Here is a 25,223-nt window from a genome sequence, read left to right on the forward strand (position 1 = left end):
GAGGCGGGAAAGCAAAAACAATTTGAACTGCAAAGCGGTACGCGCAGAACCCGGCGCACCTATACCCTCTTTTTGTACTGAGAATCTGCTCGATTTTTCAAAATTACGCCCTACGCCTGCCCCGCCGTACGCGCGGGAGTAGGGGAAGCGTAGGGTTAGAGCCACTCATTCGCGGTTCCACTTTTGCGCGGCGGAGTCAAACCTCCACAGCCCGGTGTACGTATCGTTCGTGTCTCCCACCGCCACGTAGAGGTCTGGTCTTTCGCAGTCTGTTGAGGTGCTCCGCTTTCCCCGCCCACCGCTAGTGCTTTTTTTGATTACGTAAATACCGCTCACTGCCCAGCGGCCGATCGTACTACGATACTGCTCGGCGCTGCCTTTCGGGGTGGAGCCCTTCTCATGCCAGCCGGTTTGATCGTGTACATTCTCTTCCTTCAGGTGGACGCACTGTGCTCCGTTCCCGTTGCTTCCTGAACCTCTTTCCAGCTTTATCTCTCCGTAGCCCTGCCGGCCCCCGATGAGCAAGAACTCGTCGCTGCCGTTTTTGAAGAACGCTATGGAGTGCGCGTCTGCTACCTTATGGGCAACACTGTGTGCCCCGGTTGGCTCCGGCGCTGCTGCGGCAGACTGTGGGCAATCCTGAATTTTCCCTTCGCTTTGATTAACTTTTTTGCAGTACACCTTGTCTTTCGTGAGGATATAAACGTGCCCGCTCCCGTCGTCAGTTGCCGCAAGAATCGGCGGAACTGGTTCTTCGCCATCACTCTTTGCCACGGGAGAACCATCACTACCGACACACACCTTTTTGGTGGTAACTAAAAACCCGTTACCGGCGTGCAGGCAGAACTCATTCGTTTCTCCTGACGCAGTCATTCCACCACTTTCCGAACTACTGGTTTCCCCAACCTTATCATCCGTGTGGTTAAGGTACACGCATGATGTCCCGGTCCCTACCACGCTGAGTGCTTTTTCTGTGCCACTCAGGGCAGACGGATTTCCGCTTGTCTGGTCGGCGCTACCCTGCGACCACTTGTACGCCCCCTTGCCAAGAATGCAGGCAACGAGCACGCCATTCTCGCCGTTGTCTGCCGCAAGGCTCGTGATGCGGCTGTCGCCTATCACCGAGTCGAAACAGGACTCCCGCTCCCAGTCTTTACCTTCTTCTGCTACGTTCTTTTTCCAAAGCTGGCCGTTGGTGGCATAGAGCTTGCTCCCGGCCTTGACCAGGCCATAAATCGCCCCCGGAATAGACGGCGTTTTAATGGGCACTTCCGACTGGATGGCCACAAAGATGCCAGTGAAATCGCACGTGGTCAGCGCGCTGGTGCTCAGGCCTATCACCCCGATGCACGCTGCCTGGTGCACCACGCGGTGCACGCATCTGCTGCGCGCCATCACTCGCGATTCCAGGTATTCGTAGCGGTGTCGAACTTCCAGAGCCCGGTGTAGGTGTCGCTCGCATCCCCCACCGCCACGTAGAGGTCTGGTCTTTCGCAGTCTGTTGAGGTGCTCCGCTTTTTCCGCCCACCGCTAGTGTCTTTTTTGATTACGTAAATACCGCTCACTGCCCAGCGGCCGATCGTACTACGATACTGCTCGGCGCTGCCTTCCGGGGTGGAGCAGTTGGCGCCCCACCCGGTGGTGGCGTGCACGTTTTCCGCCGTGAGGGGAACGCATGAGGAAGAAGAGGAGCTGCCGCTTGCCGTGGCTATTTTTATTTCCCCGTATCCCTGCTGTCCCCCAACGAGCAAGAACGTCTCACCCTTATTTTTGAACACTGCAAGCGCAAGCGGCTCTGATACCTTGTGTTCCACGTCGCACCACGTAGTGGGGGTGCTCCCTGAGCCGTTCGTATACCGGCAGTACACCTTGTCCTTGGTAAGGATATAGGTATTGCTGCCATCGCAGGCGCTGGCGAGGATCGGCGCCTCTGCCTTACAGGTGACGTCCTTTGTTTCGGAGATAACCTCGCAGGAGGCTGACCCTGGGAGGGTGTAAAATCCCTTGGATGTGACGAGGTAGCCCTGGCCGCCCCCCAGCAACCTTTCGTCTGCGTCGCTCGGGGTCGTCTTTTCATCCCCCAAGGCACACTGCAGGACCACTTTTCCGTCCGACATCTGTACCACCGCCTGCGCTTTATCCGTATTACTCTCCTTCTGCGAAGAGGTGGTGCCGGCGGTGTATTTGTACACACCGTCTCCTGAAACACAGGCAAATACGCACGTGTTGCTGGCTGCAAGGCTATCAATTCGCTTATCTTGGCCGTCAAGAAAAGGCACCGGCTTCCACTTAATGCCGTTCAGCTCCTTTTCCCAAAGCCGACCGTTGGTGGCATAGAGCTTATCCCCGGCCTTGACCAGGCCATAAATCGCCCCCGGAATAGACGGCGACTTAATGGCAACTTCCTGCTGAATGGTGGCAAAAATGCCGGAGAAATCACAGGTTGTCAGCTGGCTGGTGCCGAGCAGCAACGCGCCTACATGGACGATGGTGTGGGCGATGCGCCACACGCGCGGTTTGCACATAAAACCTCCCCGGTGTGAGAAAACACCTCCCCGGTCAGAATGTTACAGGCGCGCACTGGGTATGCAGCGGTGGTGCGCGGGGCGCGACCCTCCTGCAAAAAAAGAACTCGACAAATGTTGGCCGGGGGGGGGTAGAATTTTGGAAGGCTGTGTGGGTTGCCCGCAGCTTTTTGAAAGGTGTGGAGCGAAAAAACGTATGAAACAGCTAAAACAGTGCGCGGCACACGGGATACGCTTTCTGCAGGTCTGCGCCTGCGGGGTGGGTGTTGCCGCGGGTGCAGCGTATGCGCAGGAGGTGGCGCCTGCCGCATCGTGGGATGTAACCGCCGCGGGGCGGGGGATCGCGCGCGTTTCGTTTATTGGCGCGGTGCCCCTTTTCCAGGTGGACTGGTGCAATACCGCCCGCGGGGATCTGGGGGCGTTGCAGCCAACGGGAATAAGGAAGTTTACCCCGCGTTTGGGGTGTCTTTTGGATACGAGTATTTTGTGTATCGCGGCTTGTCGCTCGGGATTGATGCGAGCGCGCAGCACTCCTGCAGTTATCCGTTCTATTACGAGAAGGAGCGGCTGTGTTCCTACCTTGCCGTTCCTGTAACGCTGAATGCAAGTTACACGCTCGCCTTCTGGCGCATCCGTCTGCCGCTGACGGTGGGGGCCGGCTTCAGCTACCAGCACTACTACACGTCTACGTACTACGGTCTTTTGCTCAAAGCAGGGGCCGGCTGTTACCTTCAGCTGACAGAGCGCTGGTCCTTGGGTGCCAGTGCTGCATATAGCGGCGTACCCCGGTCGTGCGAAAAAGTGGTTGAAGAAGAGAGAGAGCAGACTAACACGCGCACTGCGCAGTTTGTCACCGCCGGGGTAGATATCCGCTATCACCTCTGACGCGCGCATCCGCCGAGTCCTGGGCATGCCGCCGAATGCAGTACATCGTGTTGCGCGCCGCGCAGTGTCGGGGTATCATGGAAGGCGGTACAGGCACTGCGTGCACGGCGCGCTTGTGCGTCGCGCGCGGTCGCATACCAAAACAATACGCAGGGCGCTTAGCTCAGCGGGCAGAGCGCTTGGTTTACACCCAAGAGGTCAGCGGTTCAAACCCGTTAGCGCCCAACATGCAGCCGCGTTTCTGCTATCGGATAAAGGACGACTGGGCTGGCAGCGGGTGTGGGTTCCCACCTCCTGTTCGTGTCTTTTCAGGGTGTGTGCGCGTTCCGAGAAGAGGGCGTTTTGTGTGTGGGGAGGAGTACGATGGATACGCAGTATATGAGGCGCCGGGTGTGCACGGTGGTGCGCGCGGTGGTGTGTCTACTCAGCACGAGTTTGCTGACCACGTGCGATTTCACTGGCATCTTTGCGGCAATTCAGTCGGAAGTGCCCATTAAAACGCCGTCCATCCCGGGGGCGATTTATGGCCTGGTCAAGGCCGGGAGCAAGCTCTACGCCACCAACGGCCGGCTTTGGGAAAAGGAGCTGAACGGCACTGGGTCGTGGCAGAAAGTGTCTTCCTCGTCCGTTCCCACTGACTCGGATAAAAAGGTTATGAGCATTGCCACCGACGGGAACACGTTCGTCCTCGCCTGCGTGCCTGGCACGGGCGTTTACAAACACTGCGTAAATGGCGCGGGCAGCTCAAGCACCGGCACAACGGCAAGCCCCTCGACTGAAACCTGCTCGCAGCATGCGACGCTCGTGGGGGGAACGTCCAAGCCCTTCTGGCTCGTGCCGGGAGGCACGGGGAATAATGGGAACTGCGGTTGCGGGGGAGGGGGGGGTGGCTCCTCCTCGAGTAGCAGCTCGTGCATTCACATCTGGCTCGTGCCGGGAGGCACGGGGAATAATGGGAACTGCGGTTGCGGGGGAGGGGGGGGTGGCTCCTCCTCGAGTAGCAGCTCGTGCATTCACATTAAGGTAGAAAACACGGACGAACAGTTTCTCGATATGGGTGAGGGGTACGTGGTGACCACCAAGCACCTCTACACCAAAAACGGCTCGTCCAGCGCGGGACCGGCGCAGTGTCCCGGTGGCGGTGGCGGCGGAGGCAGCAGCGGGGGTGGGGGTTCCTCGGAGTACACCAAAGCTTCCTGTTCCTTTTCCACGCCCATTCTGGCAAGCGTCAGCGACGGGTGCTATCACTACATTCTCACCAAAGAAAAAGTGTACTGCAGAAAGCAGGACACCGCTTCCTCCGCTGCGTCGTCACCAGCCCAGTGTCCCTCTTCCCCTTCTTCTTCTTCCTCCTCCTCGACGAATGCGGGATGCGAGGTGGCGCACGGGGTGGACGACCCGCTGTGTCTTGCGATTTTTAAACACAACGGCTGCGAATACTTGCTCATCGGCGGCAGTCGGGGCTACGGGGAAATAAAGCTGGAAGCGAACTCCAGCGGTACGAACGGCACCTGCATGCGATTGAAAGAGAGCAATGTGCACAAGAGTCCGGGCCAGTGGGGCGAGTCGAGCCCCACGCCCAAAGCGAGCGCCGAGCAGTATCGGGGCACGGTCGGTCGGTTTGCCGTGCAGAAAATCTACGTAGTTGAAAAAAATGGCGGTGGGAACGGTGTCGCCGCGGGTGGGGCGGGCTGTCCTGCAAACGCCAGCAGTTCCAGCGGAGGGACCAGCAGCACGCAGCGTCCAGACCTCTACGCCGCAGTGGGGGAGTCGAGCGACACCTACACGGGGCTGTGGAAGTTTGACACCACCACGTGCTCCTGGAACCGCGAGTAACGGGGTGTTTTCTTTCTTCATCTGAGCAAGCCCTACCCCCAGCCATTTACTTCCCCCTGCTGCTCCTGCTACGAAGTGGAGCAAGGAATATTGTGGGTATTACGAGTGTGGGGTAGTGGTCAGTCCGTTAGAGAAGGTGGAGATTCGGCTGAGCTGGGAGCAAGGCAAGCTACAAGAGAACAGCAATGTAGTGATAGAGAAGAACGTGACGGAGCGTTGTCAATTCGTAGGGACTGTCCCTCGGTGGGTGTGCTCACGCGAGGGACAGGGGTTCGTCCGAAGCGGGTTGCTTAGAAATATCCACTAAAAAGTGCGAAATGTTACCAACTGCCGAGAAAACTGGGATGAACACAATGCCCCCCTCTTGCTCCACGGGCGTGTGCGTCTTTTCCGCTTCTTGGACTGCGCGTGTACTGTCTGTTGCCGGAAAGATATGTTCAATCGTGAGGGTTTTGTCTGCGCGCTGCACTCGTTTGCGTGCGCCCTTTGTCATATCGAGGATAGTTCCGTTCAAGTCGATGATAATAACTGGTGTGGGGATAAGCTCTGTCAGTGCTCTTTGCAAACCGCTGAGCGCGGCAATCTTCAAGCTCTTTTGCGCTGAAAGCGCAAGGAGTTCCTTGAGAAGGAACTGTATCTGCGTTCCTAATACACCAAACTTTTTAAAATGACTCTCTCCAATACTCCCCCCATAACGCAGCATGTCCGCAAGCTTCAACAACTCTTTCTTTTTGTGATGCGCGTGAAGCATAAGATAAAGGGACAAAATGAAGTGAAAAGCAGCAGCAACGAATCCATAAAACAAAATGGTTTCAGCCGATCCCTTGTGCGCATGCAACATCCCTATACGGAACGCATACCCGGCAGAAAAAAGAATGGAGAGGAAGGAGACTATTAACACGACTAGCAGACGCTTCTTCTGTATCAAGAGCATACACACCTCCTTTCCATGAGTTCCTTCGTCTTGACAGGCTGGGCGCGGCGGCTGCACCCAACGCTCAGATTTGGGTTAATTCCCGCAAATCACGATTGTGGCCAAGCACAAACATCCGATCGGCACGTCTGAAGGTGAACGCGTTATCCGGGTAGTAAATATTCTTTTTCGGAAGGGAGTTTCCCGTCGGGTCGATATCCATATCTGTGCGCACCACTGCCACAATCTTCACGTTAAACTTTTCTCTCAATTCCAGTTCTTCAAGTGTTTTGTCGGTAAAAAAGCGTGGCGCAACAATTTCCCGTAAGGAAATATCGTCTGTCATAGCAATGGCATCCGTGACGTCAGGAGCAACCAATCGCTTGGCGATGGTTGTAGCACTCGCTACTTCGATGTTTAGGATTTCGTTTGCGCCTATCTTGCGCAAGATAGTTTCGTGTATTGGAGAAGTTGCACGCGCAAGGATGTAAGGAATATCCCGTTGCTTCAACAGCGCTGTGGTAAGAATGCTCGCCTGCAGATTGGTTCCAATAGCAACGATTGCGACGTCTACGTCATCCAGCGGCGCTTTCATGAGCTCTGTTTCGCTTGTGGTGTCTATGAGAATAGCAACGGATACAACCTTTTTGACCTTCTCAACGGTCTGGGCATTGTTGTCTATCGCGACAACACTTCCCCCACCTTGGACAAGTACCTCGCAAACGCGATAGCCAAAAGCCCCTAAGCCGACCACAGCAAAATTTCTCTTCACTGCCATGATGTTCCTTTCACGTCGCGCATGCACACGTTACGCGCATCAACCAATGGCTAAGTCCCCACACGCGTATTCGACGCTCATATCCTGTTCTTCTTTACTTGCTGCAGTTAAAATAGTCAAGGTTCCTACCCTGCCGGTAAACATGAGAATTAAGAGGATCATCAGCCCTGCAGTACTGAGATTGGCAGTTATCCCAACTGAAAGACCAACCGTTGCGAATGCAGAAACCGACTCGAACAAAAGGTAAATGAACGGGATGTTATCCGTCAAACTCAAGCAGAAACCTGCAAGGCACACTGTGCAAATACCGAACCCTAGAATAAGAAACGACCGCTCAACCTGCTTACCCTGAATAACTAAATTTCTAATGCGTGGCTTTGGATCATGATGGATGAATGAGCGAAAAGAAGCGATAATCGCTGCCGCTGTATTAAGTTTGATCCCCCCTGCCGTGCTCCCTGACGCTCCTCCTACGAACATAATAAAGGTCATAAAAAACAACGTCGCCGTACGGAGGTTTGAAAACGGGATAGTAGAAAATCCTGCCGTTCGCAGCGTCACCGCTTGAAAAAAGGCGGCCAGGTACTGCGTGCCTACCTGATAGACTTTCATGGAGTGAGTATGTTCGAGTAGATAGATACCAACAAAAGAAACAGCAAGAAGCAGAACAGTTGCTTTCAACACGACAAAAGTATTCAGGCTGAGAGAGCCGAGGATATTTTTTCCCTTAAAAAAAATGTTTTTGATACTTCCGTGGACACGGCACAGTACTTCATCGATGACCACAAAACTGATTCCCCCCAATATGATGGTAAAGGCAATGGGGAACGTTATCCATGGGTTGGAAACGAACGATTCCAAACTGTTTGGGTACAGGGAGAACCCCGCATTGCAAAACGCAGATATCGCATGGAAGTAGGCATTGCCGAGAGACTGTATGGTATAGCCTTCTGTTTGGCTAAAACCGACGAATAGAAACAGCGCACTGAGCGCTTCAATGAAAAAGGTTGAGAAAATAATGAGCTTTAGGTTATGGGATAGGCTGCCCATGTCACTGTCGCTCACCAGATGCGAGGCGACGAGTCTGCTTTCGAGGCTCATCTTTTTCTTTATGGTGATCATACCAAAAAACGAAAACACCATAAATCCTAGTCCCCCAATCTGAATGAGTGCAGCGAGGATGGCTTTTCCCCACGTACTCAGCTGCGTTGCAACGTCAATGACCGAGAGCCCTGTCACGCATACCGCGGATGTTGCAGTGAACAAGGCAGTCAGCATGGGGAGGGGCTGACTATGCGGCGTGGCACCGGGAAACATCAGAAGATGTGTGCCTATGAAAATTACCACCAAAAAGGAAACAATTAACGTCTGTGATGGATTAGATACTGCCCGCTCTGCAAACTTCTTTTGTGCTTTGAAGGCGATGAGTGCAAAGATACCGAGCGTAATATTCTGTATATGTGTCAGCGTGGTGTAAAGATCACCGGAGGCAGTGGTAAGCGTCACACTTGCACGCACGAAGGTAAGGAGCGTGATGAGCAATCCAAGGAACACTGGTACGGTGTACTGGCGCAGAAAGGTGCGCACATACTTCTCTTTGTTCAGGGAAGAAGCAAGGGAAGACCATACAAGCACCAAGATCCCCACGTCTCCTACAATCGTGAAAAACTGCACCGAGAACGGGAGGAATTGATCACACAAACGAATCGCAAGGCACAACACGAGCATCGTAAGATGAGTGAGATTGCCAATATGCATGGGGCGCATTATAGCTATTTTTCAGGAGAGCTCAAGTCTCTGTCTGTATAGGGAGGGTGCACGAGCGAGCTCGTACGCATATACGAACACGATAAGAACACATAGGTCGTAAAGATCAGATGTAGTTTTTCTTTGAAAAACGAGGATATCTGTGTTCGTGGAGGGGGAGAGAGACAGGCAATGTCTGTGCATCAGGGTGGGATACGTTTTCCCTTGCTGTATCTAGAGATGGAAACACCGCTCGGTCGTATGTGCATAGCCGAGCGAGCGCACACTATTGTGTATGTGTGGTTCCATCGGGTTGGTCCAAGAGGATCTCCTGTATCTGGTGTGTGCGCGCAGCACGTGTGCCCGGGTAAAACGGCGCTCTTGCGTGAGACGCAGTCCCAAATTCACGCTTACTTTTGTGGAGCGCTGCGCGAGTTTTCAGTACCGGTCACGGTAGAGGGCACGCCTTTTATGCAACGCGTCTGGGGCGCCACGCGCAACATCGCGTACGGCACGACAAAAAGCTATGCACAGCTTTCACAGGACATCGGCTGTCCACGCGCCGCACGCGCAGTTGGGCAGGCATTGCATCGCAACCCGCTGCTTTTGCTTATTCCTTGCCATCGGGTAATAAGTGCGCGTGCATCAATCGGCGGTTTTGCGTACGGGAGTGCTCTCAAGCATTTTTTGCTGCAGCAAGAGGCGGCTGTGTGCGCATGTGAATGACGGTGTCCGCAAGGGCTGCCGCTTCTGTACTGTCGTGCGTGACGTAGACTGCAGTGTACCCAAGTGAACGCTGCAGCGCGCGCAGCTCTCCTTGCAACGTAGTCCGTAAATCTGCGTCTATTGCAGAAAGCGCTTCGTCAAACAATATGAGCGCAGGGCGGACCGCAAGGCTACGTGCAAGCGCCACCCGTTGCTTTTCCCCATGGGACAGCGTGGTTACCGATCGTGTCTCCATGTTCTGTAAACCAAAGCGTGCCATCCACTCCCGAGCATGCACGCGCGCAGTTTTTTTTGTGAGTCCCTGGGAAACTAATCCGTAGCCTATATTGTCTTCAAGAGAGAGGTGAGGAAACAGCGCAAAATCTTGGCATATCATTCCAATTCTCCGACGTGCAGGAGCCCAATGAGTTACGTTTGTTCCGGCGATAAAAACCGATCCATGATCTGGAGTGATAAGGCCTGCAATCATTTTTAGAATGGTGGACTTGCCGCAGCCAGATGCGCCTAACAGTGCGAGCGATGTGCCTTGCCTCAGCGAGAAAGACAGGCTGATCCTTTTTTCTTCCCATACTTTTGTCAGTTCTTGTACTACTACGTACGGCCTATTATCCATAGGAGTATTCCTTACATCGGTGTACGCCTATTAAAAGCACGCTGCTTGCAAGCGATAGCACCAGAGCAAGCGCAGAGCTTTCTGCAAAACGGTATGTGCTCGAGAGACGGTAAAGCAGTAATGCTACGCTTTGAAAGTCAGGAATTTCTAACACGAGCGGAAATGCAGCGTCCGCCGCACTGAGTGCAAAGGCGTATACGCCAGCACTTACAATTCCTTTTTTACACAAGGGGCATATAGTACGTAAGAAAAAATCTAGTCGGTTGCGCGACAACATCTGTCCTGTAAAAATAACAGGTGTAGGAATGCGCATGAGCGTTGAGTACAGTGACAACCATGCGAAGGGAAATGCAAGTGCACTTTGGGCACACACCAAGAGTATGCGCGAAGCACACCGCGGCATGAGCGACCAGCCAAAGGCGAGCACCATAGGAGAAACTGCGAGGGGTAGAAAGGGTAGGCGTGTTTTCCATCTGGAAACGTGTCGCATGAGTACCATATATCCGTAACACAGCACGCTACCGACAGTGACGCAAAAACTCCAAAAGCCGATCCATATGGTGCTGCGCAGCGCATGCCAGAACGATGGCGCAGAAAAAAGGGTGTGCCATGCAGTGAGGGTGAACGATACGGTCCTTCCTGCACGGTGGCGCGTTATTGAGTGAAGAACAAGAGAAAAAAGAGGGAGAATGAGAAAAAAAAGAATTCCGCACAGCAGTGCAAAAAATCCTATGCGCTCAATGTTTCCCTGTATGCTTTGTGTGGGCAGAGGGCGTGTGCGCGCTACGCACGACTGCGCCTGCTGCGATTCTTCTGTGGAAACGCCCCAGATCATAAGCAGTGCGTAAAACGTCTGACTCAGTGCGAGGGTACTCGCGTAGGGGTGTGCAGCCTGTGTTCGTATACTGCGATAGAGCTCCACTTCCAACGTGGTGAACGTTGTGCCGCCGAGTAAGAGCACCATCATGAGGCTGAAAAAGCAGTACAAAAAAATAACAAGAAAGGAAGAACGCAGTGCGCCGGCGAGTGCAGGAAGGGTGATGGTATAGAAAACTCTATACGCGCGCGCGCCTAACAGGCGCGCGGCGTCTTCAGCGTCTGCGGAGATGGTATTCCAGGCTCTAGCGATGATAGCGAGTGCGAGGGGAAAATTATACCAGGCGTGCGCAATCACCACGCCAGAGGCAGAATATAAAAAGGTGCGTGGCGTAGAGACACCCCAGAGTGTGCCGAGCGTACGCGTGCACAAACCATTTTTCCCGAAGGAAAGAAGAAATGCCAGCGCCATGGTTAAGGGCGGGATGGCAAGTGGTATGGCACAGAGTGCAGGAAAAAGCGCCCGCGCGCGAAGGGAGCGTTTTACAAAAAAAAACGCGGCACCAAAACCTACTGCGCACGCGAGCACCGCTGAGCAGAGTGCTTGAAAAACGCTCTGCGCGAACAGTGCCCCAAAGCGTGCGGCACCAGGCGTGCCGGGAGGGAGGAAGAAAGGAGTGATGGGGGAACCTGTCTGCAAAGTTCCCGGTGAGGGATGTGCCGCAGTGTTTTCTAATCTCGGTTTAGAGAAAAAGGCGCTTCCCGCCGTGAACACGGGGATAAGGAATGTGCCTATACTCAGCGAGAAGCACAACGCACAGATGAGAGCAACACAGTAGTTGCGCGCGTCCCTTCCTCTTGTCAGATAGAGAGCTCCAGACGCACACGAGCGGCGGCACGGATGTAAGAGCGTGGTCATGGGGTTGATGCGTGTAATGCCGCTGCTGCAGCGCGGCACATCTGCGGCGAGAGAGACACGCAGGCAGCAGGTTGAGGGACTGCAGAGAATGCGGCAGGCAACGGTACGTCAGGATTGGCCGGGTACATCCACTGAGTGAGGGGAAGGAGCTCCTGCGCTTCAGTGCTGAGCAGAAAGTCGATAAACTGAGTAGCAACCCGCGCATGTTTCGTACGCTTCACCAGGCTAATACCTTCGATATGCATGGGGTGGCCCTCGGGAAAGAGGAGAGGTTTAAAGCGCGTATGGTTGTCATGGTGCAGGTGGTACGCTGCACTTGTGGTGTAACTAAGTACCAGTGCGGCTTCCCCTGCGGTGAACAAGCCGTATGCGGCGCTCCAGCTCGGGGCGAGCGCAAGGAGATTCGCGCGATAGAGCGTATTCCAGAACGCAGGCCATGCAGCGCCGAGTGATGTGTGGGCCCAACCGATAAAGATCGTACCAAGCACGTTAGTATGCGGGTCTGCAAGTGCAATGCTTTTTGCGTAGACGGGATTTGCAAGATCTGAAAGCCGCTGTGGCTCGGGAAGCGCAGCGTCTGTGTTGAACATGAAGGCGACGTACCCCCAGTCATAGGGGACTGCGAGGTTGTGTGGGTCTATGCGCAAGGCGTGAGGAAGCGGAAGGGCCGGTTGGTAGGGACTGAAGAGATCTGCTTCACGCGCAAGGGGGAGGGTGTATTGGTCAACCCCGATGATAAGATCGGCACCTCTGGATGACGGCGTGTGCTGATCGCGGATGGCACGATGAATAGCGCGCGTGACGTCCTCAAACACCACGTACTGAACGGAATACCCTGTTTTCGCGTAGAAGCGCCGCGCAAGTTCAGGGCCAGGTCCCCATTCAGAAGCAAAGGAGTCGTAGACATAGATAACAAGCGACGGCGCGTCCGTCCGGCTGCGACTACAGCAGCAGAGCGACAACGCTGCAGCGCAGCAGAAGACAACACGCATACGGTGAGCCATAGCCTCTCCCCGCCGGGGACTATAGCATAGCTCTAGAGCTCCTATCCAGGGTGAGGGGTACAGTGCTGCTGTCTTGCTCAAAGGGAGTGCATTCGGTACACTCGCCCGCATGAGTGTGTGTTGTACGTCCTCCGAAGAGCGGATTGAACGGAGCAAGAATCTCGTTCACCTTGTCGCGCAGGTTGCTGGTGCGTACGCGCAGCTGCCTGCTCAGTATGCTAAAAGTAGCTCAGGAGTCTTTGAAATTACTTCTTTTTCCTCGTTTTACGAGCATGTTTGCCTGTTTGCCGCGGGTCTGGCCAGCATTGGGTGTGGTCGTGGTGATTGCATTGGTTTGATTTCCGACAATCGGGTTGAGTGGCTCCACGCGAGCTTTGGTATTCAGGCGCTTGGTGCAGCAGACGTCCCGCGTGGCTCTGACGCTACCGAGCGTGATCTTGTGCAGATTCTCGGTGCGGTAGAGGCACGCACCGTAATTGTGGAGAATGACGCGCAGTTGAAAAAACTCGCGCGGTGTTTTGATGCGTTGCCGAGCGTGTCGCAGATCGTGTTGTTGGATGCGGGCGGTGCGTACCAGGCGATGAAGGATGAGTTTGTCCAGAATGAGGACGGTTCTGCGCGGAAGTGCTCTTTTTTCACCTACCAGGACATACTCGCGCATGGGACACAGTTTCGGGTGCACCATCCAGGCAGGATAGAGGATGAGATTGGGCGTACCACGCGCGCGGACGTTGCTACTATTATTTTCACATCCGGTACCACGGGCACCCCGAAGGGAGTGGTGCTTTCGCACGAGAATTTTCTTTGTCAGTTAATCGATATCTCCCGCAGGCTGACCGTGTGTCCGGGGGATATCGCGTTGTCAGTGTTGCCTGTGTGGCACGTTTTTGAGCGAATTAGCGAGTATGTGGTACTGTCCCACGCAGGGGGCGTTGCTTACTCCAAGCCGGTAGGGTCGGTGATGCTTGCGGATTTGGCAAAGCTTAATCCTCACTTTTTGCCTTCTGTGCCTCGCATCTGGGAGGCCATTCACGATGGCATTTTCAAGAATGTGCGTAAGAAAGGGGGTGTTGCTGCAGCACTTTTCCATTTCTTTTTGGCAGCAGGCAAAGCGTACGCTTACTTTTACCGCAGCGTGTTTGGGCTGCGTACGCATACCACGCGTCGTGCGCAGTTTTGTGCGCCGCTGTTTGCCTGTGTGCCGTGGCTCCTTTTAGTTCCTCTGCACTTTCTTGGAAATGTCTTGGTGTTCCGCAAGGTACGGAAGAAGTTTGGTACCTCCTTTAAGACTGCTATCTCAGGGGGGGGCGCGCTTCCTCCAAATGTGGATGAGTTTTTGTACGCTATTGGCGTGAGAGTGCTTGAGGGGTACGGTCTGACGGAAACGGCGCCGGTAATTGCCATGCGCAGTGAGCGCAGGCCAGTGTTCGGTTCCGTGGGTACACCCTGCGCGTACAATGAAGTGAAGATTGTGGATGACACTGGCGCCCAGCTTCCGGTGGGGTATAAGGGGATAGTGCTTGTACGCGGCAAAAATATAATGCAGGGGTACTATAAAAATCCTGAGCTTACCGCGCAGGTGTTAGATGCAGACGGTTGGTTTAATACGGGGGATATTGGCTACCGCTGCGTGGGTGGACAGATTGTGTTACGGGGACGTAAGAAGGATACGGTTGTGCTGCGTGGTGGAGAGAACGTGGAGCCAGTTCCCCTCGAAATGAGTATGCAGGAGTCCCGTTTTATTGCGCGTGCAGTGGTAGTCGGGCAAGATGAGCGGTATTTGGCGGCGTTGATAGTTCCGGACGAGGCAGAGCTGCGGCTGTGGGCAGAGGCGCAGGAACTCCGCACAGAGTGCATGGAAGAATTGCTAGTAAATCCTGCAGTGGTGAAGTTTTTCGAGCAGGAAATAGCAAAGCGGATATCACTCGAGAACGGGTTTAAGATATTCGAGCGGATTAACCGTTTTGTGCTTCTGCCGAAGGTCTTTGAAGTGGGAGTGGAGCTTTCCGCAAAGCAGGAGGTAATGCGCCACCGGGTCGCCGACCTGTACGCAAAGGAGATCGCGCAGCTCTTTTCCTAGCAGGGTCCCTGGTGGCAGGGGAACGGGCGTGTACGCCGCTCCTCTGCTCCGCAAACCCTGGCCCGCGGGGCCTTTGCGGCGGACTGGACTTGAACCAGCAAGCCTTACGGCACTAGCACCTCGAGCTAGCGTGTATACCACTTCCACCACCGCCGCACAGCGGGCGCAAGCCTGTCATATTTGGCTTCAGGAGATCAATGGCTTTTTGTGTATTCTCTCGTTTTTCCTTTCAAAAAGGAGGCATGCTCTGAGTTCACGCCGACCTTCGTGTAGCGAGCTTGCTCAGTTGTTCTGGGTCTTTTTCAAGATAGGTTTGAGTACTTTTGGTGGTGGAGTTGCGATGCTTCCGCTTTTGAAGCGTTTGCTCTGCGAACACAAAAAGTGGGTGGATGAGGAAGAGTTGGTGAATTGTTTTGCCATCGGTCAGTGTACACCTGGCATTATTGCGGTAAACGTCGCTACCTTTTGCGGTGCAAAGCGTGCACGCTTTTGGGGCGCGCTTTGCACCACGCTGGGGGTAGTGACACCCTCATTTCTTATCATCGTTTTCCTTGCAGTTGGGATTCGTAGTCTCCACACCTATGCATGGACCACGCGTGTGCTCAAAGGCATGAACGTCGCGGTATCAGTGCTACTGATGCGGACGCTTTTCGCGCTTAGGAAAAAATCGTTACCCGATGCAGGTGCCTGGGTTACTGCCATGGGTACGTATGGGATGATGCATGTATTTCATTTTCCCTCCCTCCTTGCCATGTTAAGTGCAGCGCTTGCAGGATTGGCAATAAAAACCGTACGTATGTGGTGTGCGTCACGCGTATGAACTTGTGGTCTTTGTGCTTTTTATTCATGTATGTCGGTCTCTGTTCTATTGGAGGTGGCTTGGTATCCCTCAGCGTCATGCAGCGTGAGCTTTTAATCCGGGGTATGGTGAGTGCCGAGCATTTTTATTCAATGGTTGCTATTTCAGAGTCTACACCTGGACCAATTGGAATTAACTTGGCAACCTACGTGGGCTACGAGTATGCAGGTATAGCAGGTGCGCTTGTGTGCACGAGCGCATTGGTGTTTCCTTCGTTTATCATTATTTTTTTTATGGAGCGTGTTTTGCGCGCCTTTCAACACAGCGTGATACTTACGCGCATGCTGTATGGTCTGCGTGCCGGTGCCTTGGGTATGATCGCAGGCGCTGTGGGAACTGTGTTTTCTATAGCAGTATTTCCCTATGCACAGTTTTTTCAGTTTGTAATTGGAAAAAGAAATACACCACCATCGCTCGATGTGCATACACTCACGCTGTTTTTGGTGTTATGCGCACTGAGCTTTTTCTTCAAAAGGATACACCCAGTTTTCTTGATATTCCTGGGCGCGCTGGGTGCGTTATGCTTTGGTAATTGAATCAGTACGTTACCTTTTCTTTGTAGAAAAGGCTTTGAGAAAGAGCATCTTTTCTGTTTCGTATCCAGCGTTCAAGTCGACTTTCCAGTAGAAAAGACACTTGATGCCTTCGGTGTTTGCATACTGGTTCGATGTACTTTCGCACAGAGGCGTGATAGCCACGTCAGGGTTCTCGTTTCCTTCGATCGTAAAGACAGTCTTCCCCTCAGGATCGGTAAGACGCATCCATGAAATGCAGGGAAAATGATCACGGGTAATTGCTGCAGTGTACTTTTCATTTTCCGAAAAAACCACAAGCTCGGGTGCAGCGTCATCAGTACCGTGTACGGCAAGATTCATTTCCACTGCAAAAAATGCGGAAAGATTGAGGGGACTTTCGTTTTTTAAGATGTACTGAACTTGTACGCCTTCAGACTTAAAAAAGTACTGTTTTTTTAATGAAACAGGCTGATTGAATTCTTCAAAGATACCTTCCGCCCTAAGTGTAAGCTCGTGCTTTATAGGATCGAATCCTATTTCCTGATAAGGGGTATGCGAGAACACCGTGGGCACGGCATGGCCGGGGTTTTCTCGCAGGTGCACAACATCTTGCTCAGAGAGCACATAGTCAATAAAAATGCCTCCCGGTTGTCGAGGGACTGCTGCATAGTTTTTATACGATGAAAAAATGTCAAATTCAAAAATCAGTCCACCTGGTAATTGGACGTACATATTCATCAGCTCCCTTTGAGAGAGAAACTCCCGTACACCATCGAAGTTAAAGTCGAACGTAATGAGAGAATTATTAAACACACCAGGAGTGCGTGCCACTTTTTCTGCAGTCAGGAGGTATTTATATGCAGTACGTTGCGCGCTTCCTGCGGATGCGTACCCCCGATCAGAAGAAATAAAAAAAACTCCCTGTTCTGCTTTCCATAATTCGGACAGTGCATGATGCTTGCGTTGTTTATCTCCTTTAATTTGCATAGCAATATTGTGTACGTACATCATCTTTGCGTACAACAACCGCGCGTGTGTGCTGCATATTATTAATTGCTTGGCCGTTTTGTGCAAAAGGACATCGTTTCGCACCATATTCGAAGCGATGTATCCGAAACAAACAGGAGGCTCTTTGTATATTTCTCCAGTATGCGTTAAACGAAAGGGAGAGTTCGGTTTTTGCACGTATTGAATAAATGTTTTAAACCAAGTGGATGCATTGTCGTGTGTAAAAAATAATTTTTGGTAGCAGTCGAGCGGAAGCATGAAAATGAGCACAGTACCGGGGGTGTCGCCGTACCGTGCGACAAGTTGCGCATAGAATGTTTCAGCGGGGGTGTCAATCGTCAGTTCGCGGTACGGTAATGCAACAAGGCATTTGCTGCTGTCCTCAAGTACTGCAGGTTTAGTAGCGGGCATATCAGAGGCTTCGAAGAGACGGTAATCTAGGAGACAGTATTCCATTCCGGCCTTTACGAGTGAGGGAATGAGCGCGGCGCTCCATGCAGATGCTTCCAGAAAGCAGCCCCGTGGGCGTTTTATAACGTGTTCTCGCAAGGTAGAAGTGAGTAGCTCAATTTGACTAATTACATCCGCCTGAGGGAGGAGGGGAAGATACGGCTGGTAAAAACCGCCGCTGAGTAATTCAAGCCGTTTGGAACCAAGCAGATTGTTGATAAGATAAGGATAGGGAGAATTCTTTTTTTGTATAAATTGAAAAAAAGAACCGGTCATGTGCACCGTCAGTGGGAGTTGTTCGTGCCTGCACAGACCTGAAAAAAATGCCTGGTACTGAGAAGGATCGTGCTCTGCGTGCAGGGACTGAACACATGCTTCCGTTAACTTCGCAGCAAATGCGATACGTATTTTGGTATTGTCTCCTTTTTTCATAATCGGGTTCTCATCCCCGCCGCGGGTATCGGAAAAAGCCACAGCTCGTCAGTACCGTACAGGCTCAGTGCAATAAAACCCATACTTGCTAAGAGAAGTGCAGCTGTTTTCTCCACTGCAGTGCCGTTTCCCTGCGTGATGCGCTGATGTATCGCGCGTAAGATGGTGGAGAAACATAAAAAGCCGACACAGCTCACTCCCCACATAACGAGCGCCTCAAAAAGGTTAAGGGCAGTGTACGTAATGTAAAATACGAGTGCGTATAAAAGACCCCACTCGCTCTGAGCACGGTGTGATGTACACGTGCGCGACAGTTTTCCGCTGCATGTACTCAGACAAAAGGCACTTGCGCCCACGCCCAACGGTGTAAGAAAACGCAACGCAAGCGGGTCATATACGTAATGTATACAGACCCAGTTACCGGTTATCAATATTCCGCCTAGGAAAAGGAAGCGACATGTATGGAAGAGCGTGCAACGTGGAGAGAGCGCAGCGATGCACAGGCGATCTAATCCGATGCCCTCGGCAAAGAAAAGGGCGCATACGAAAAACAGGGGTGGCACCATTGTCACCATTCACTCCTTAAAGAGGGCGTGTGGTCGTTACCTGCACTGCGGAATATCCAAAGAACAATACCACAGCTTATGAGGGTCCCTGCGCCGGTGGCTGCAAAGCGTATTACATTGCTGGGTGGAAAAGAGATGATGCGCAAGAACCCCGACGGGGCCGGTAGCGAAACGCACCCGAAGGCAACTAATTCACGTACAAGAGAAATTCCCGCAATCATGATGCCGAAGACACCTACGCATTCGAGCGATTCGGCATCTGCATCGTATGCGGTAAGACAGAGATCGAGTGTGCGCGAAAGCGCGGTAATGAAAAGGTAAGGACACAGCATCATACGCACAAGCGGGAAAAAGCCTTGGATCAAGTTGTCATACATAATGGTGGCTGAGAGGGTAAGACAGACCTCGAACAAAGGAGCGCTGCGCGTGCGCATAAAAAACTGTGAGAGAAATCTCGCCAGCAGCGAGGAAAAAAATAGAACCCAAAAGCCAAGTACGAGTAGTAGACCGCAGGCAAAGGTTCCGGTTGCAGGAACAAATAGTCCTATGCCAAAAATGCACAATACACTCGCGCGCTTAACCGTGTACTTACTCATATGCGACTGTTTGATGGAGGTGTTCTATTTTTCTACACTGAAGCGCGATGCGCGCACTCGATATGCCATAAAAGCGTGCATCACGCGGTGTAGGGTGATTACCTATGAGATGGCAAAAGCGTGCACCATCTTTTTTATCGTACAAAAAAAGGGTAGGAAACGAACCGTACATTCCCCTGAGTGGGAAAAAGTATAGGAATATTTCCTCTCCCGTATTCTTTTTTCCCCGAAGCACCTCAGCCTGCGGTATGGGGGAGCTCGGTACCATGCGCAGGGTGCGTGACGTGACCCCAAGTTCTGGGGCTTGCCTTGCAAGGATATCTGCGGCGCAGGTGATGAGCGCCTTTTCTTTTAAAAAAGAACCAGTGCGCGCGGTGCCCCATAGAATGCAAAAGACTGACAACGCAAATGCGCTCAATCCTGCGTAGGATGAAAGACTCGTGTTAGTGTTGTACGTCATAGCGACGCCTCCGCACATAGTAGTACCAGGATTCTGCGCGTAGAATGAGTGGCTGTACGATGTTGGTGAGTAGTATCGCACTCCACAAGTGCATGTCGTGTGCACCCCACATATCTGGGGCAGAACTATTCTTTTTTGCAAGAAAAAACGCGCACATAGCACAGAGTCCCCCTGAGATCCAAGCCCCGCCATTTGTGCGCATTGACGTATCTGGCTCAGGGAGTACAAAGAATGCAGTAAACAGCGCGCCGCTTTTTATGAGGGAAACAAGGGTTGCAGGGTGTGCGTGTGCGGGTAAAAAAAACAGTGTGCTGTACACCACAAGGAACGCGCACGAACAGATGTAGCGTCGCGCCCGCACTGCGTATACACACAGTGCAGCAAGAAGGGTAAGTACTGGATAGCGAAACCCAGGCGCTGCAGCCTGAGTGAACACACAGGCGCTCAACGCTCCCTCAGGGAGGGTAAGACCAAGTGGTTGGAACACCTGCGTATTGCACCACGTACGCACGGCGGCGTCCCACTCGACAAGCGCAGAATAGAAAAGAGGATAAGACATCGCTCCCTGTACAACAGAGACACGCCCAGACGTTGGGAGGGAAGTTCCCTCCGTGCACAGACGGAGGAGGACAGGGGCAAGCGCTATGGGGTTGAGCCAATTCCCGATTTTGCCACCGAACAAAACGCGCGTAAAAAATACGGCACAGAACGCGACACAAAATGTGTTCAAAAAAGAGTTGTGTGCGGGGAGTACTGCACCGATGAGCAGGCCCAGTACGAGAGAGTCGCTCAGGGGCACATGTGGTGTGCGTAGTGTTTGAACGAGCGCGGCGCTCAGTGCGCCGAGTTCGGTACTGACGATGGAAAAAAGCGCGACCGTGTCGCGCATGGCTGCAACGACGAACACGTGCGCAACAAGCAGCGCCAACAGTACACTGTTGTTCTGTCCAGCACTTAAGCCGGTGTAAAGGAAGGGTGCGTGTTTGTACTCAGCGGTGCGCATTGGCAGGTGCCTCGCGGATAGTTTTCCCGACGCTTTGTGTGGAGTGGGGTTCTATTTTGGTGACTGGAGCACGGGAAAGATGCAGTGCGCGTTCTTGTGCATCGTGCAAAAGTTTTGCAAGAGGAATACGCGCAGTACAGGCGGCAGAACACAGACCGCATTGGTGGCAAATCCGCAGGGATTGGAGCACTTCTTCAGTAAACTGATTACGGTGTGCGGCACGCGCAATTTTTATTGGGTCAAGATATACTGGGCAAATGCGCGCGCAATCACCACAGTTTTGACAGGAGGTACAGGACGCAGAGCTTGAAAGCGCTTTACCGGTGACGTGGAGCGATTTGATCCCCTTTGAGAAAGGCAGGTCCAACGACTCTAAAACACTACCCTTGAGCAGTCCATTGATGATGAGATGCCCGGGGCGTGTGCGAAACCCTCCACACTCCTCGATGAGCGCGCCAAGGGGGGTGCCGATACGCGCGCGGAGTACCTGCGGTGATTTTAATCCAGCGCCTGTCAGAGCAATGTAGGAACTGATTTGCGGCTGACTGAGTACCACTGCCTCATACACGTGCACTGCAGTGAGTGCATCGATTGTGCAACCTGCACGATAGCGTGGGGCACATAGATTGCTAAAAGGATAATGTCGTCTATACGCGTCGTGCATCTCGTTGAATGGAAAGACAGCGCGCATCCTTGCAAGACCGGGGGAGCGTTTTGGCAGCGTGTGGAGACACGCGGTATACGTAGCGTCCAGTATCCGTGCAATAATGGCGGTACCGGTAGCAACAGGTTCTGGAAACTCCTGCGCAAGGAACGAACTCAAAGGGCAGGTAGCGTCGTCGTCACAAAGGTAGAGCGTAAGTTTCCGTACACCCTTACGCACGTGCAGGTGGAGGTGCGTGGCGAGCGCATTGCCGCTTTCCCACGCCGCGCGCATGAGACGCAGCGTGTGCGCTTCAGCCCTTCTCTTCTGTCCGTAGTCTTTCGCGTACGTGTGCTGTGCACCCGCGTGCGTGCCCGTTGCGGTGCTCGTGATCTGGGCGTGCGGATGTAGGCGTGTGGCCACTACTCCTGCATCTGTAACTAGGCGCAGCAATTCTGAAGCGGTGCTGTGCTGCCACGGGCGATTTGGTTGGACCTTGCCAAGATGTTCGAAGGAACCGCGTGTACGAATCTCGACAGCGCGCAGGGCACTACCGGCGAGAAAATTAGCACTTACCAAGCGGGTGACGACACCGGGGACGGAGGCATGTGCGTGAGCAGCACCGGCGTGCGCGGCGCGTGCGATCAGCTGACCTTCTCGGACCGTATCCCCAACCTTTACCACAGCGACGGCGGCTGGCTCTCCAGCATCAACGGAGAACGGAACGAGCGCGCGCGCAGGCAAAAAAGCATTCCCCCCAAAGCTGAGGGGGAAAATCTGGTGGGTGAGGGTGAGTTTCCCGCGACTGCTCCGTAGGCGCTCTATCATTGGTGTGCCCTCTGTACGGTACAGAAAAGGTCTGCGCCTCCCGACGCGGCAGGGACACACGAGAGAACGCGCACAGCACCGCCTCTTCCTCTGTGTGGAGGGGTCCGCCGCATTGCATGCACGTCCACCGGAGACTCAAGGGCTCATGGAGCTGTAGAACAAAGCGCTCGTGACGATGCCCACTGCCACGCCAACGACAACTTCCAGCGGTTTATGTCCATGAATCTCTCGCACTGGTCTGAAAGAAAAATCAAGTTTCTCCGAAACACGCGCACCGAGGCTATTGAGCGCCTCGGCCTGCAGGCCGCTTGAACGGCGCACACCGAGCGCGTCGCGCACGACAATGATGGCAGAGAAAAAGGAAAAGATGAACAGATCCGAATGCAACCCGCACTTGAGCGCAAAAGAGAGCGTGAGCGCCGACACAAGAGCAGAGTGACTCGAAGGCATGCCGCCGGTGCGCCAAACAGCAAAATCAAAAAAGCCGTGCACCGACCGTATAGCCGACCTTCGGCATGCGATAGCCACTTTAATCACCTGACTTGCAAGCCAACTACAGGTGGCAGAGAGGAAGACTTCACCACTGAACACCGCATGCAGCTGGCCAAGAAAATAGCCACCGTCCATCGCGGGGCAGTCTCCTATACTCTCTAAACCTTTGTCAAGGGAGCGTTGTGTGCGCTATACTGGGGCGGCTGTACCCGCCATGGGCTGTGGTGTCGTACTGGGAAAGACGGGGAGGACGTTTGGGAGGAGCAACTGGTATCCGGCACGGGGACGCACCGTGTATGAAAGTAGGTGTTCGTCGCGTGAAAAGGTGGGTCTCGTCTAACGTTCCCCACACTGTGCATATGGATGTCGTCCCTCCTGTTTCCACCGTGAGACCCCATGGTGGAGCGGCTGTTGAGTGTTTTCGCTGCACCAAAAACGATGCAGGTAGACGAGTAGATCGTGTTTTGCGAATATTGTTGCCTGCCTGTCCGCGTGTTGGGGTGTATGCCGCGCTGCGCCGCACCGCTATCCGGCTCAATGGTCGTCCGGTGCAGCCTGCAAAGCGGGTGCAGGTGGGGGATGTGCTTTCTTTACCTGAATCCCTGTGTAGGGCGCGTGCAGCATCCAGTCGTCTTTCGAAGATGCCTGGAACACCGAAGCTGCGCGTGTTGCCTTCGGTGGTATTTAAAACACAAGATTTGCTTTTTTTTCATAAACCCGCAGGGTTGTGTGTGCACGGTCCGCGCAGCCTGGATGCCTGGGTGAGGGGACAAGGGCGTGCGCACGTTCCCCCTGCTTTGTCATTCCGCCCTGGACCGTTGCACCGCTTGGACCGAGGGACAGAGGGACTGATTGCTTTTTCGCGCTCGTTACGCGGTGCCCAGTGGTTTTCTGCCGCGTTGCAGCAGCATACATTGCGCAAGTTTTATCTTGCGATCACCGCCGCCCCTGCGCGCACCGCTGCTGCGGCGCGCACGCTGGTGCGTCCAGGAGAGGTAACGCATGTGCAAACAGTGTTACATAGCTGTGATAGCGCGCTGGTGCTCCGCGTGATTGTGCCGGTTACGGGGAAAAAGCATCAGATTCGCCGTTATTGCGCTGCACAGGGATTCCCCCTGGTAGGAGATCGCACGTACGGTGGCGCGAGTCAGCACGGGAATGCGCGTTACACGCGCTTTTTTTTGCTTGCTTGGTGTGTGCGTTTTCCTTCATCGCGTCTTCAGGCGCTGCCTGCACAGGTGTGGACAACACCGAGCCCTGCATTCATGCGGGTGTTAACTTCTTTTCCGCCGGACTCCCTCGCGCGCGCGCGTGCGTGCGTGGACGCTCTAGACGGTGCGTTAGGTACAGACGCAACCTGCCCGCAGGATACGGCAGTGTGTACACCTGAAGGATAGCCGGTGTGAGCGTGTACTGTCGAAGTTCCAAACAGACTGTGCGAGAACCGTGTAGACCTGTCCCCGTAGGGGCACTGTTACTGTTCGTAACACTGTTGCTCCTTGCTCTTGCCCTTGCGTACTTTGGTGCTCAGGTGGAACCATTGACACCTGCCCTCACGCTCACTGAGCAGGAACCACGTCAGGCGTCGGGGTACGTGTCTTCCTTGCTCCGTGCACGTATCGTGCAGGAAGATGCGGAGCCTGCACTGTACTACACAGTGTACGAAGTGCGTGAAGGTGATGTGGTAGGAAGGATTGCGCAGCGCTATGACATCAGTCAGGATGCAATCATTAGTTTGAATAAATTGCGCAGCACACGGGCGCTCCAAGTTGGACAGCTACTAAAAATCCCCTCAGTGGACGGCATTTTATATACCGTAAAAAACGGCGATACGTTTTCGTCTATAGCGGCGGCGCATCAGATCTCCTTAGAACGATTGGTGCTGCTTAACACGCCGTCTTCTTCAAAGGAGTCACCTCCTTCAGTGCGTACGCTGGTTTCTCCGTTCTATAATTCAGCTGCACGGGAGTCCTGCGTGCCTTTTCCGTTTTCTTCTGCGAAACAGTGGAGGGAAAATACGTCGTTTGACGCAGTGCAGCCATTGCAGCCTGCACGCGTACTGTTTTTGCCCGGTGCACATTTAAGCGCACGCGCGTTGCAGGAAATTAATGGTGACTTGTTTCGTGCTCCTCTTCGCAGTCGGTACTATGTTTCTTCGCGGTATGGATGGCGTAGTGATCCGTTTACCGGTGCCAGAAGTTTTCACAATGGTTTGGATATGGTGAGTCGGCGGGGTACCCCAGTATATTCGGCGCTCGGAGGGATTGTACGCACGGTTGGATACAGTGCAGTGTATGGTAATTACCTGATTGTGGGGCACCACGCGGGGTATCAGACCCTGTATGGGCATCTGCAGACGGTGTTGGTTTCAGCAGGTACGCGCGTCACCAGCGCGACAAAAATCGGATTATTGGGAAAAACAGGACGCAGCACGGGACCACACCTGCATTTTACAATCTATAAGAATGGCTCCGCGATAAACCCTACCTCCCTACTGCGTATGCGTACCCTTCCGTAGTGTGATGTCCTT

At 53.6% G+C, this 25,223-nt stretch carries 23 protein-coding genes, 2 tRNA genes and 1 pseudogene; 10 read left to right on the forward strand and 16 right to left on the reverse strand.

The window, feature by feature from the left end; all coding sequences use genetic code 11:
* Positions 1-165 precede the first annotated feature (165 nt).
* Both TPANIC_RS00675 and TPANIC_RS00680 read right to left on the reverse strand, forming a co-directional pair.
* The gene (locus TPANIC_RS00675; RefSeq protein WP_175393423.1) at positions 166-1,395 is read right to left on the reverse strand and encodes a hypothetical protein; all 1,230 of its coding nucleotides are present in this window, start codon (positions 1,393-1,395) and stop codon (positions 166-168) included.
* A complete protein-coding gene (locus TPANIC_RS00680; protein WP_010881582.1) occupies positions 1,395-2,525 on the reverse strand; it encodes a hypothetical protein in 1,131 nt (376 codons plus the stop codon). The genes TPANIC_RS00675 and TPANIC_RS00680 overlap by 1 nt, the downstream gene beginning before the upstream one ends.
* 312 nt (positions 2,526-2,837) lie before the next feature.
* Here TPANIC_RS00680 and TPANIC_RS05460 point away from each other — a divergent pair, with 312 nt between their 5' ends.
* The 4 genes and pseudogenes from TPANIC_RS05460 to TPANIC_RS05560 all read left to right on the forward strand — a co-directional run.
* A complete protein-coding gene (locus TPANIC_RS05460; RefSeq protein WP_175393424.1) occupies positions 2,838-3,410 on the forward strand; it encodes a hypothetical protein in 573 nt (190 codons plus the stop codon).
* A gap of 152 nt (positions 3,411-3,562) precedes the next feature.
* Positions 3,563-3,635, forward strand: a tRNA-Val gene (locus TPANIC_RS00690).
* Between the two features lie 138 nt (positions 3,636-3,773).
* Positions 3,774-5,246: a hypothetical protein gene (locus TPANIC_RS00695; protein WP_237253590.1), complete on the forward strand. Its 1,473-nt coding sequence runs from the start codon at positions 3,774-3,776 to the stop codon at positions 5,244-5,246.
* A 112-nt stretch (positions 5,247-5,358) separates the two neighbouring features.
* A pseudogene (locus TPANIC_RS05560) lies at positions 5,359-5,553 on the forward strand (major outer sheath C-terminal domain-containing protein); the annotation flags it as partial.
* On the opposite strand, the gene TPANIC_RS00700 reads toward TPANIC_RS05560, so the two are convergent.
* The 3 genes from TPANIC_RS00700 to TPANIC_RS00710 are packed head-to-tail and all read right to left on the reverse strand — an operon-like array spanning position 5,500 to position 8,704.
* Positions 5,500-6,237 (reverse strand): hypothetical protein, encoded by a 738-nt coding sequence (locus tag TPANIC_RS00700; protein ID WP_010881586.1) that lies wholly within the window; start codon positions 6,235-6,237, stop codon positions 5,500-5,502. The pseudogene TPANIC_RS05560 and the gene TPANIC_RS00700 sit on opposite strands and share 54 nt — an antisense overlap.
* Positions 6,238-6,244: 7 nt before the next feature.
* Positions 6,245-6,937 carry a potassium channel family protein gene (locus TPANIC_RS00705; RefSeq protein WP_010881587.1) on the reverse strand — a complete coding sequence of 231 codons (693 nt, stop codon included), beginning with the start codon at positions 6,935-6,937 and terminating at the stop codon, positions 6,245-6,247.
* A 39-nt stretch (positions 6,938-6,976) separates the two neighbouring features.
* Positions 6,977-8,704 carry a TrkH family potassium uptake protein gene (locus tag TPANIC_RS00710; RefSeq protein ID WP_010881588.1) on the reverse strand — a complete coding sequence of 576 codons (1,728 nt, stop codon included), beginning with the start codon at positions 8,702-8,704 and terminating at the stop codon, positions 6,977-6,979.
* A 171-nt stretch (positions 8,705-8,875) separates the two neighbouring features.
* Between TPANIC_RS00710 and TPANIC_RS00715 the strand changes: the two genes are divergently transcribed.
* On the forward strand, positions 8,876-9,409 hold the full coding sequence (locus tag TPANIC_RS00715) for a methylated-DNA--[protein]-cysteine S-methyltransferase (RefSeq protein ID WP_010881589.1): 534 nt from the start codon (positions 8,876-8,878) through the stop codon (positions 9,407-9,409).
* Here the strand turns inward: TPANIC_RS00715 and TPANIC_RS00720 are convergent.
* Genes TPANIC_RS00720 through TPANIC_RS00730 form a run of 3 tightly spaced genes read right to left on the reverse strand, consistent with a single transcriptional unit; the run spans position 9,360 to position 12,761 of the window.
* Entirely contained in the window at positions 9,360-10,022 is a 663-nt protein-coding gene (locus TPANIC_RS00720; RefSeq protein ID WP_010881590.1) for an ABC transporter ATP-binding protein, read from the reverse strand. The two genes, TPANIC_RS00715 and TPANIC_RS00720, sit on opposite strands and share 50 nt — an antisense overlap.
* Positions 10,015-11,757, reverse strand: a complete 1,743-nt coding sequence (locus TPANIC_RS00725; protein ID WP_237249924.1) for an ABC transporter permease — start codon at positions 11,755-11,757, stop codon at positions 10,015-10,017. Before TPANIC_RS00725 ends, TPANIC_RS00720 begins: the two co-directional genes overlap by 8 nt.
* Complete coding sequence (locus TPANIC_RS00730) at positions 11,754-12,761, reverse strand: thiamine ABC transporter substrate-binding protein (protein ID WP_010881592.1); 1,008 nt, start codon at positions 12,759-12,761, stop codon at positions 11,754-11,756. The genes TPANIC_RS00725 and TPANIC_RS00730 overlap by 4 nt, the downstream gene beginning before the upstream one ends.
* A gap of 109 nt (positions 12,762-12,870) precedes the next feature.
* Between TPANIC_RS00730 and TPANIC_RS00735 the strand changes: the two genes are divergently transcribed.
* Positions 12,871-14,841, forward strand: coding sequence for an AMP-dependent synthetase/ligase (locus tag TPANIC_RS00735; protein WP_010881593.1), 1,971 nt, complete (start codon positions 12,871-12,873; stop codon positions 14,839-14,841).
* 74 nt (positions 14,842-14,915) lie between these two features.
* Here the strand turns inward: TPANIC_RS00735 and TPANIC_RS00740 are convergent.
* Positions 14,916-14,997, reverse strand: a tRNA-Leu gene (locus TPANIC_RS00740).
* Here TPANIC_RS00740 and TPANIC_RS05215 point away from each other — a divergent pair.
* Together TPANIC_RS05215 and TPANIC_RS00750 are read left to right on the forward strand one after the other, a co-directional pair.
* Positions 14,972-15,661: a chromate transporter gene (locus TPANIC_RS05215; protein WP_025267561.1), complete on the forward strand. Its 690-nt coding sequence runs from the start codon at positions 14,972-14,974 to the stop codon at positions 15,659-15,661. The genes TPANIC_RS00740 and TPANIC_RS05215 overlap by 26 nt on opposite strands.
* A complete protein-coding gene (locus TPANIC_RS00750; protein ID WP_025267562.1) occupies positions 15,658-16,236 on the forward strand; it encodes a chromate transporter in 579 nt (192 codons plus the stop codon). The genes TPANIC_RS05215 and TPANIC_RS00750 overlap by 4 nt, the downstream gene beginning before the upstream one ends.
* Positions 16,237-16,245: 9 nt before the next feature.
* Here TPANIC_RS00750 and TPANIC_RS00755 read toward each other — a convergent pair whose 3' ends face one another.
* The 7 genes from TPANIC_RS00755 to TPANIC_RS00785 form a co-directional block, all read right to left on the reverse strand.
* Positions 16,246-18,105, reverse strand: a complete 1,860-nt coding sequence (locus TPANIC_RS00755) for an alpha-amylase/4-alpha-glucanotransferase domain-containing protein (protein WP_010881594.1) — start codon at positions 18,103-18,105, stop codon at positions 16,246-16,248.
* Positions 18,102-18,680: a hypothetical protein gene (locus TPANIC_RS00760; RefSeq protein WP_010881595.1), complete on the reverse strand. Its 579-nt coding sequence runs from the start codon at positions 18,678-18,680 to the stop codon at positions 18,102-18,104. Before TPANIC_RS00760 ends, TPANIC_RS00755 begins: the two co-directional genes overlap by 4 nt.
* Entirely contained in the window at positions 18,674-19,267 is a 594-nt protein-coding gene (locus TPANIC_RS00765; protein ID WP_010881596.1) for a hypothetical protein, read from the reverse strand. Before TPANIC_RS00765 ends, TPANIC_RS00760 begins: the two co-directional genes overlap by 7 nt.
* Positions 19,260-19,727, reverse strand: a complete 468-nt coding sequence (locus TPANIC_RS00770; protein ID WP_010881597.1) for a hypothetical protein — start codon at positions 19,725-19,727, stop codon at positions 19,260-19,262. The genes TPANIC_RS00765 and TPANIC_RS00770 overlap by 8 nt, the downstream gene beginning before the upstream one ends.
* Entirely contained in the window at positions 19,711-20,730 is a 1,020-nt protein-coding gene (locus TPANIC_RS00775) for an RnfABCDGE type electron transport complex subunit D (protein ID WP_010881598.1), read from the reverse strand. The genes TPANIC_RS00770 and TPANIC_RS00775 overlap by 17 nt, the downstream gene beginning before the upstream one ends.
* Positions 20,717-22,201 carry an SLBB domain-containing protein gene (locus TPANIC_RS00780; protein WP_014342780.1) on the reverse strand — a complete coding sequence of 495 codons (1,485 nt, stop codon included), beginning with the start codon at positions 22,199-22,201 and terminating at the stop codon, positions 20,717-20,719. The genes TPANIC_RS00775 and TPANIC_RS00780 overlap by 14 nt, the downstream gene beginning before the upstream one ends.
* Before the next feature lie 135 nt (positions 22,202-22,336).
* Positions 22,337-22,828, reverse strand: a complete 492-nt coding sequence (locus TPANIC_RS00785; RefSeq protein WP_010881600.1) for a divergent PAP2 family protein — start codon at positions 22,826-22,828, stop codon at positions 22,337-22,339.
* 47 nt (positions 22,829-22,875) lie between these two features.
* Here TPANIC_RS00785 and TPANIC_RS00790 point away from each other — a divergent pair, with 47 nt between their 5' ends.
* Together TPANIC_RS00790 and TPANIC_RS00795 are read left to right on the forward strand one after the other, a co-directional pair.
* Positions 22,876-24,090 carry an RluA family pseudouridine synthase gene (locus TPANIC_RS00790; RefSeq protein WP_014342305.1) on the forward strand — a complete coding sequence of 405 codons (1,215 nt, stop codon included), beginning with the start codon at positions 22,876-22,878 and terminating at the stop codon, positions 24,088-24,090.
* Between the two features lie 5 nt (positions 24,091-24,095).
* Positions 24,096-25,211, forward strand: coding sequence for a M23 family metallopeptidase (locus tag TPANIC_RS00795; RefSeq protein WP_010881602.1), 1,116 nt, complete (start codon positions 24,096-24,098; stop codon positions 25,209-25,211).
* Positions 25,212-25,223 lie beyond the last annotated feature (12 nt).

It is taken from the genome of Treponema pallidum subsp. pallidum str. Nichols, from assembly GCF_000410535.2.
GTDB lineage: Bacteria > Spirochaetota > Spirochaetia > Treponematales > Treponemataceae > Treponema > Treponema pallidum.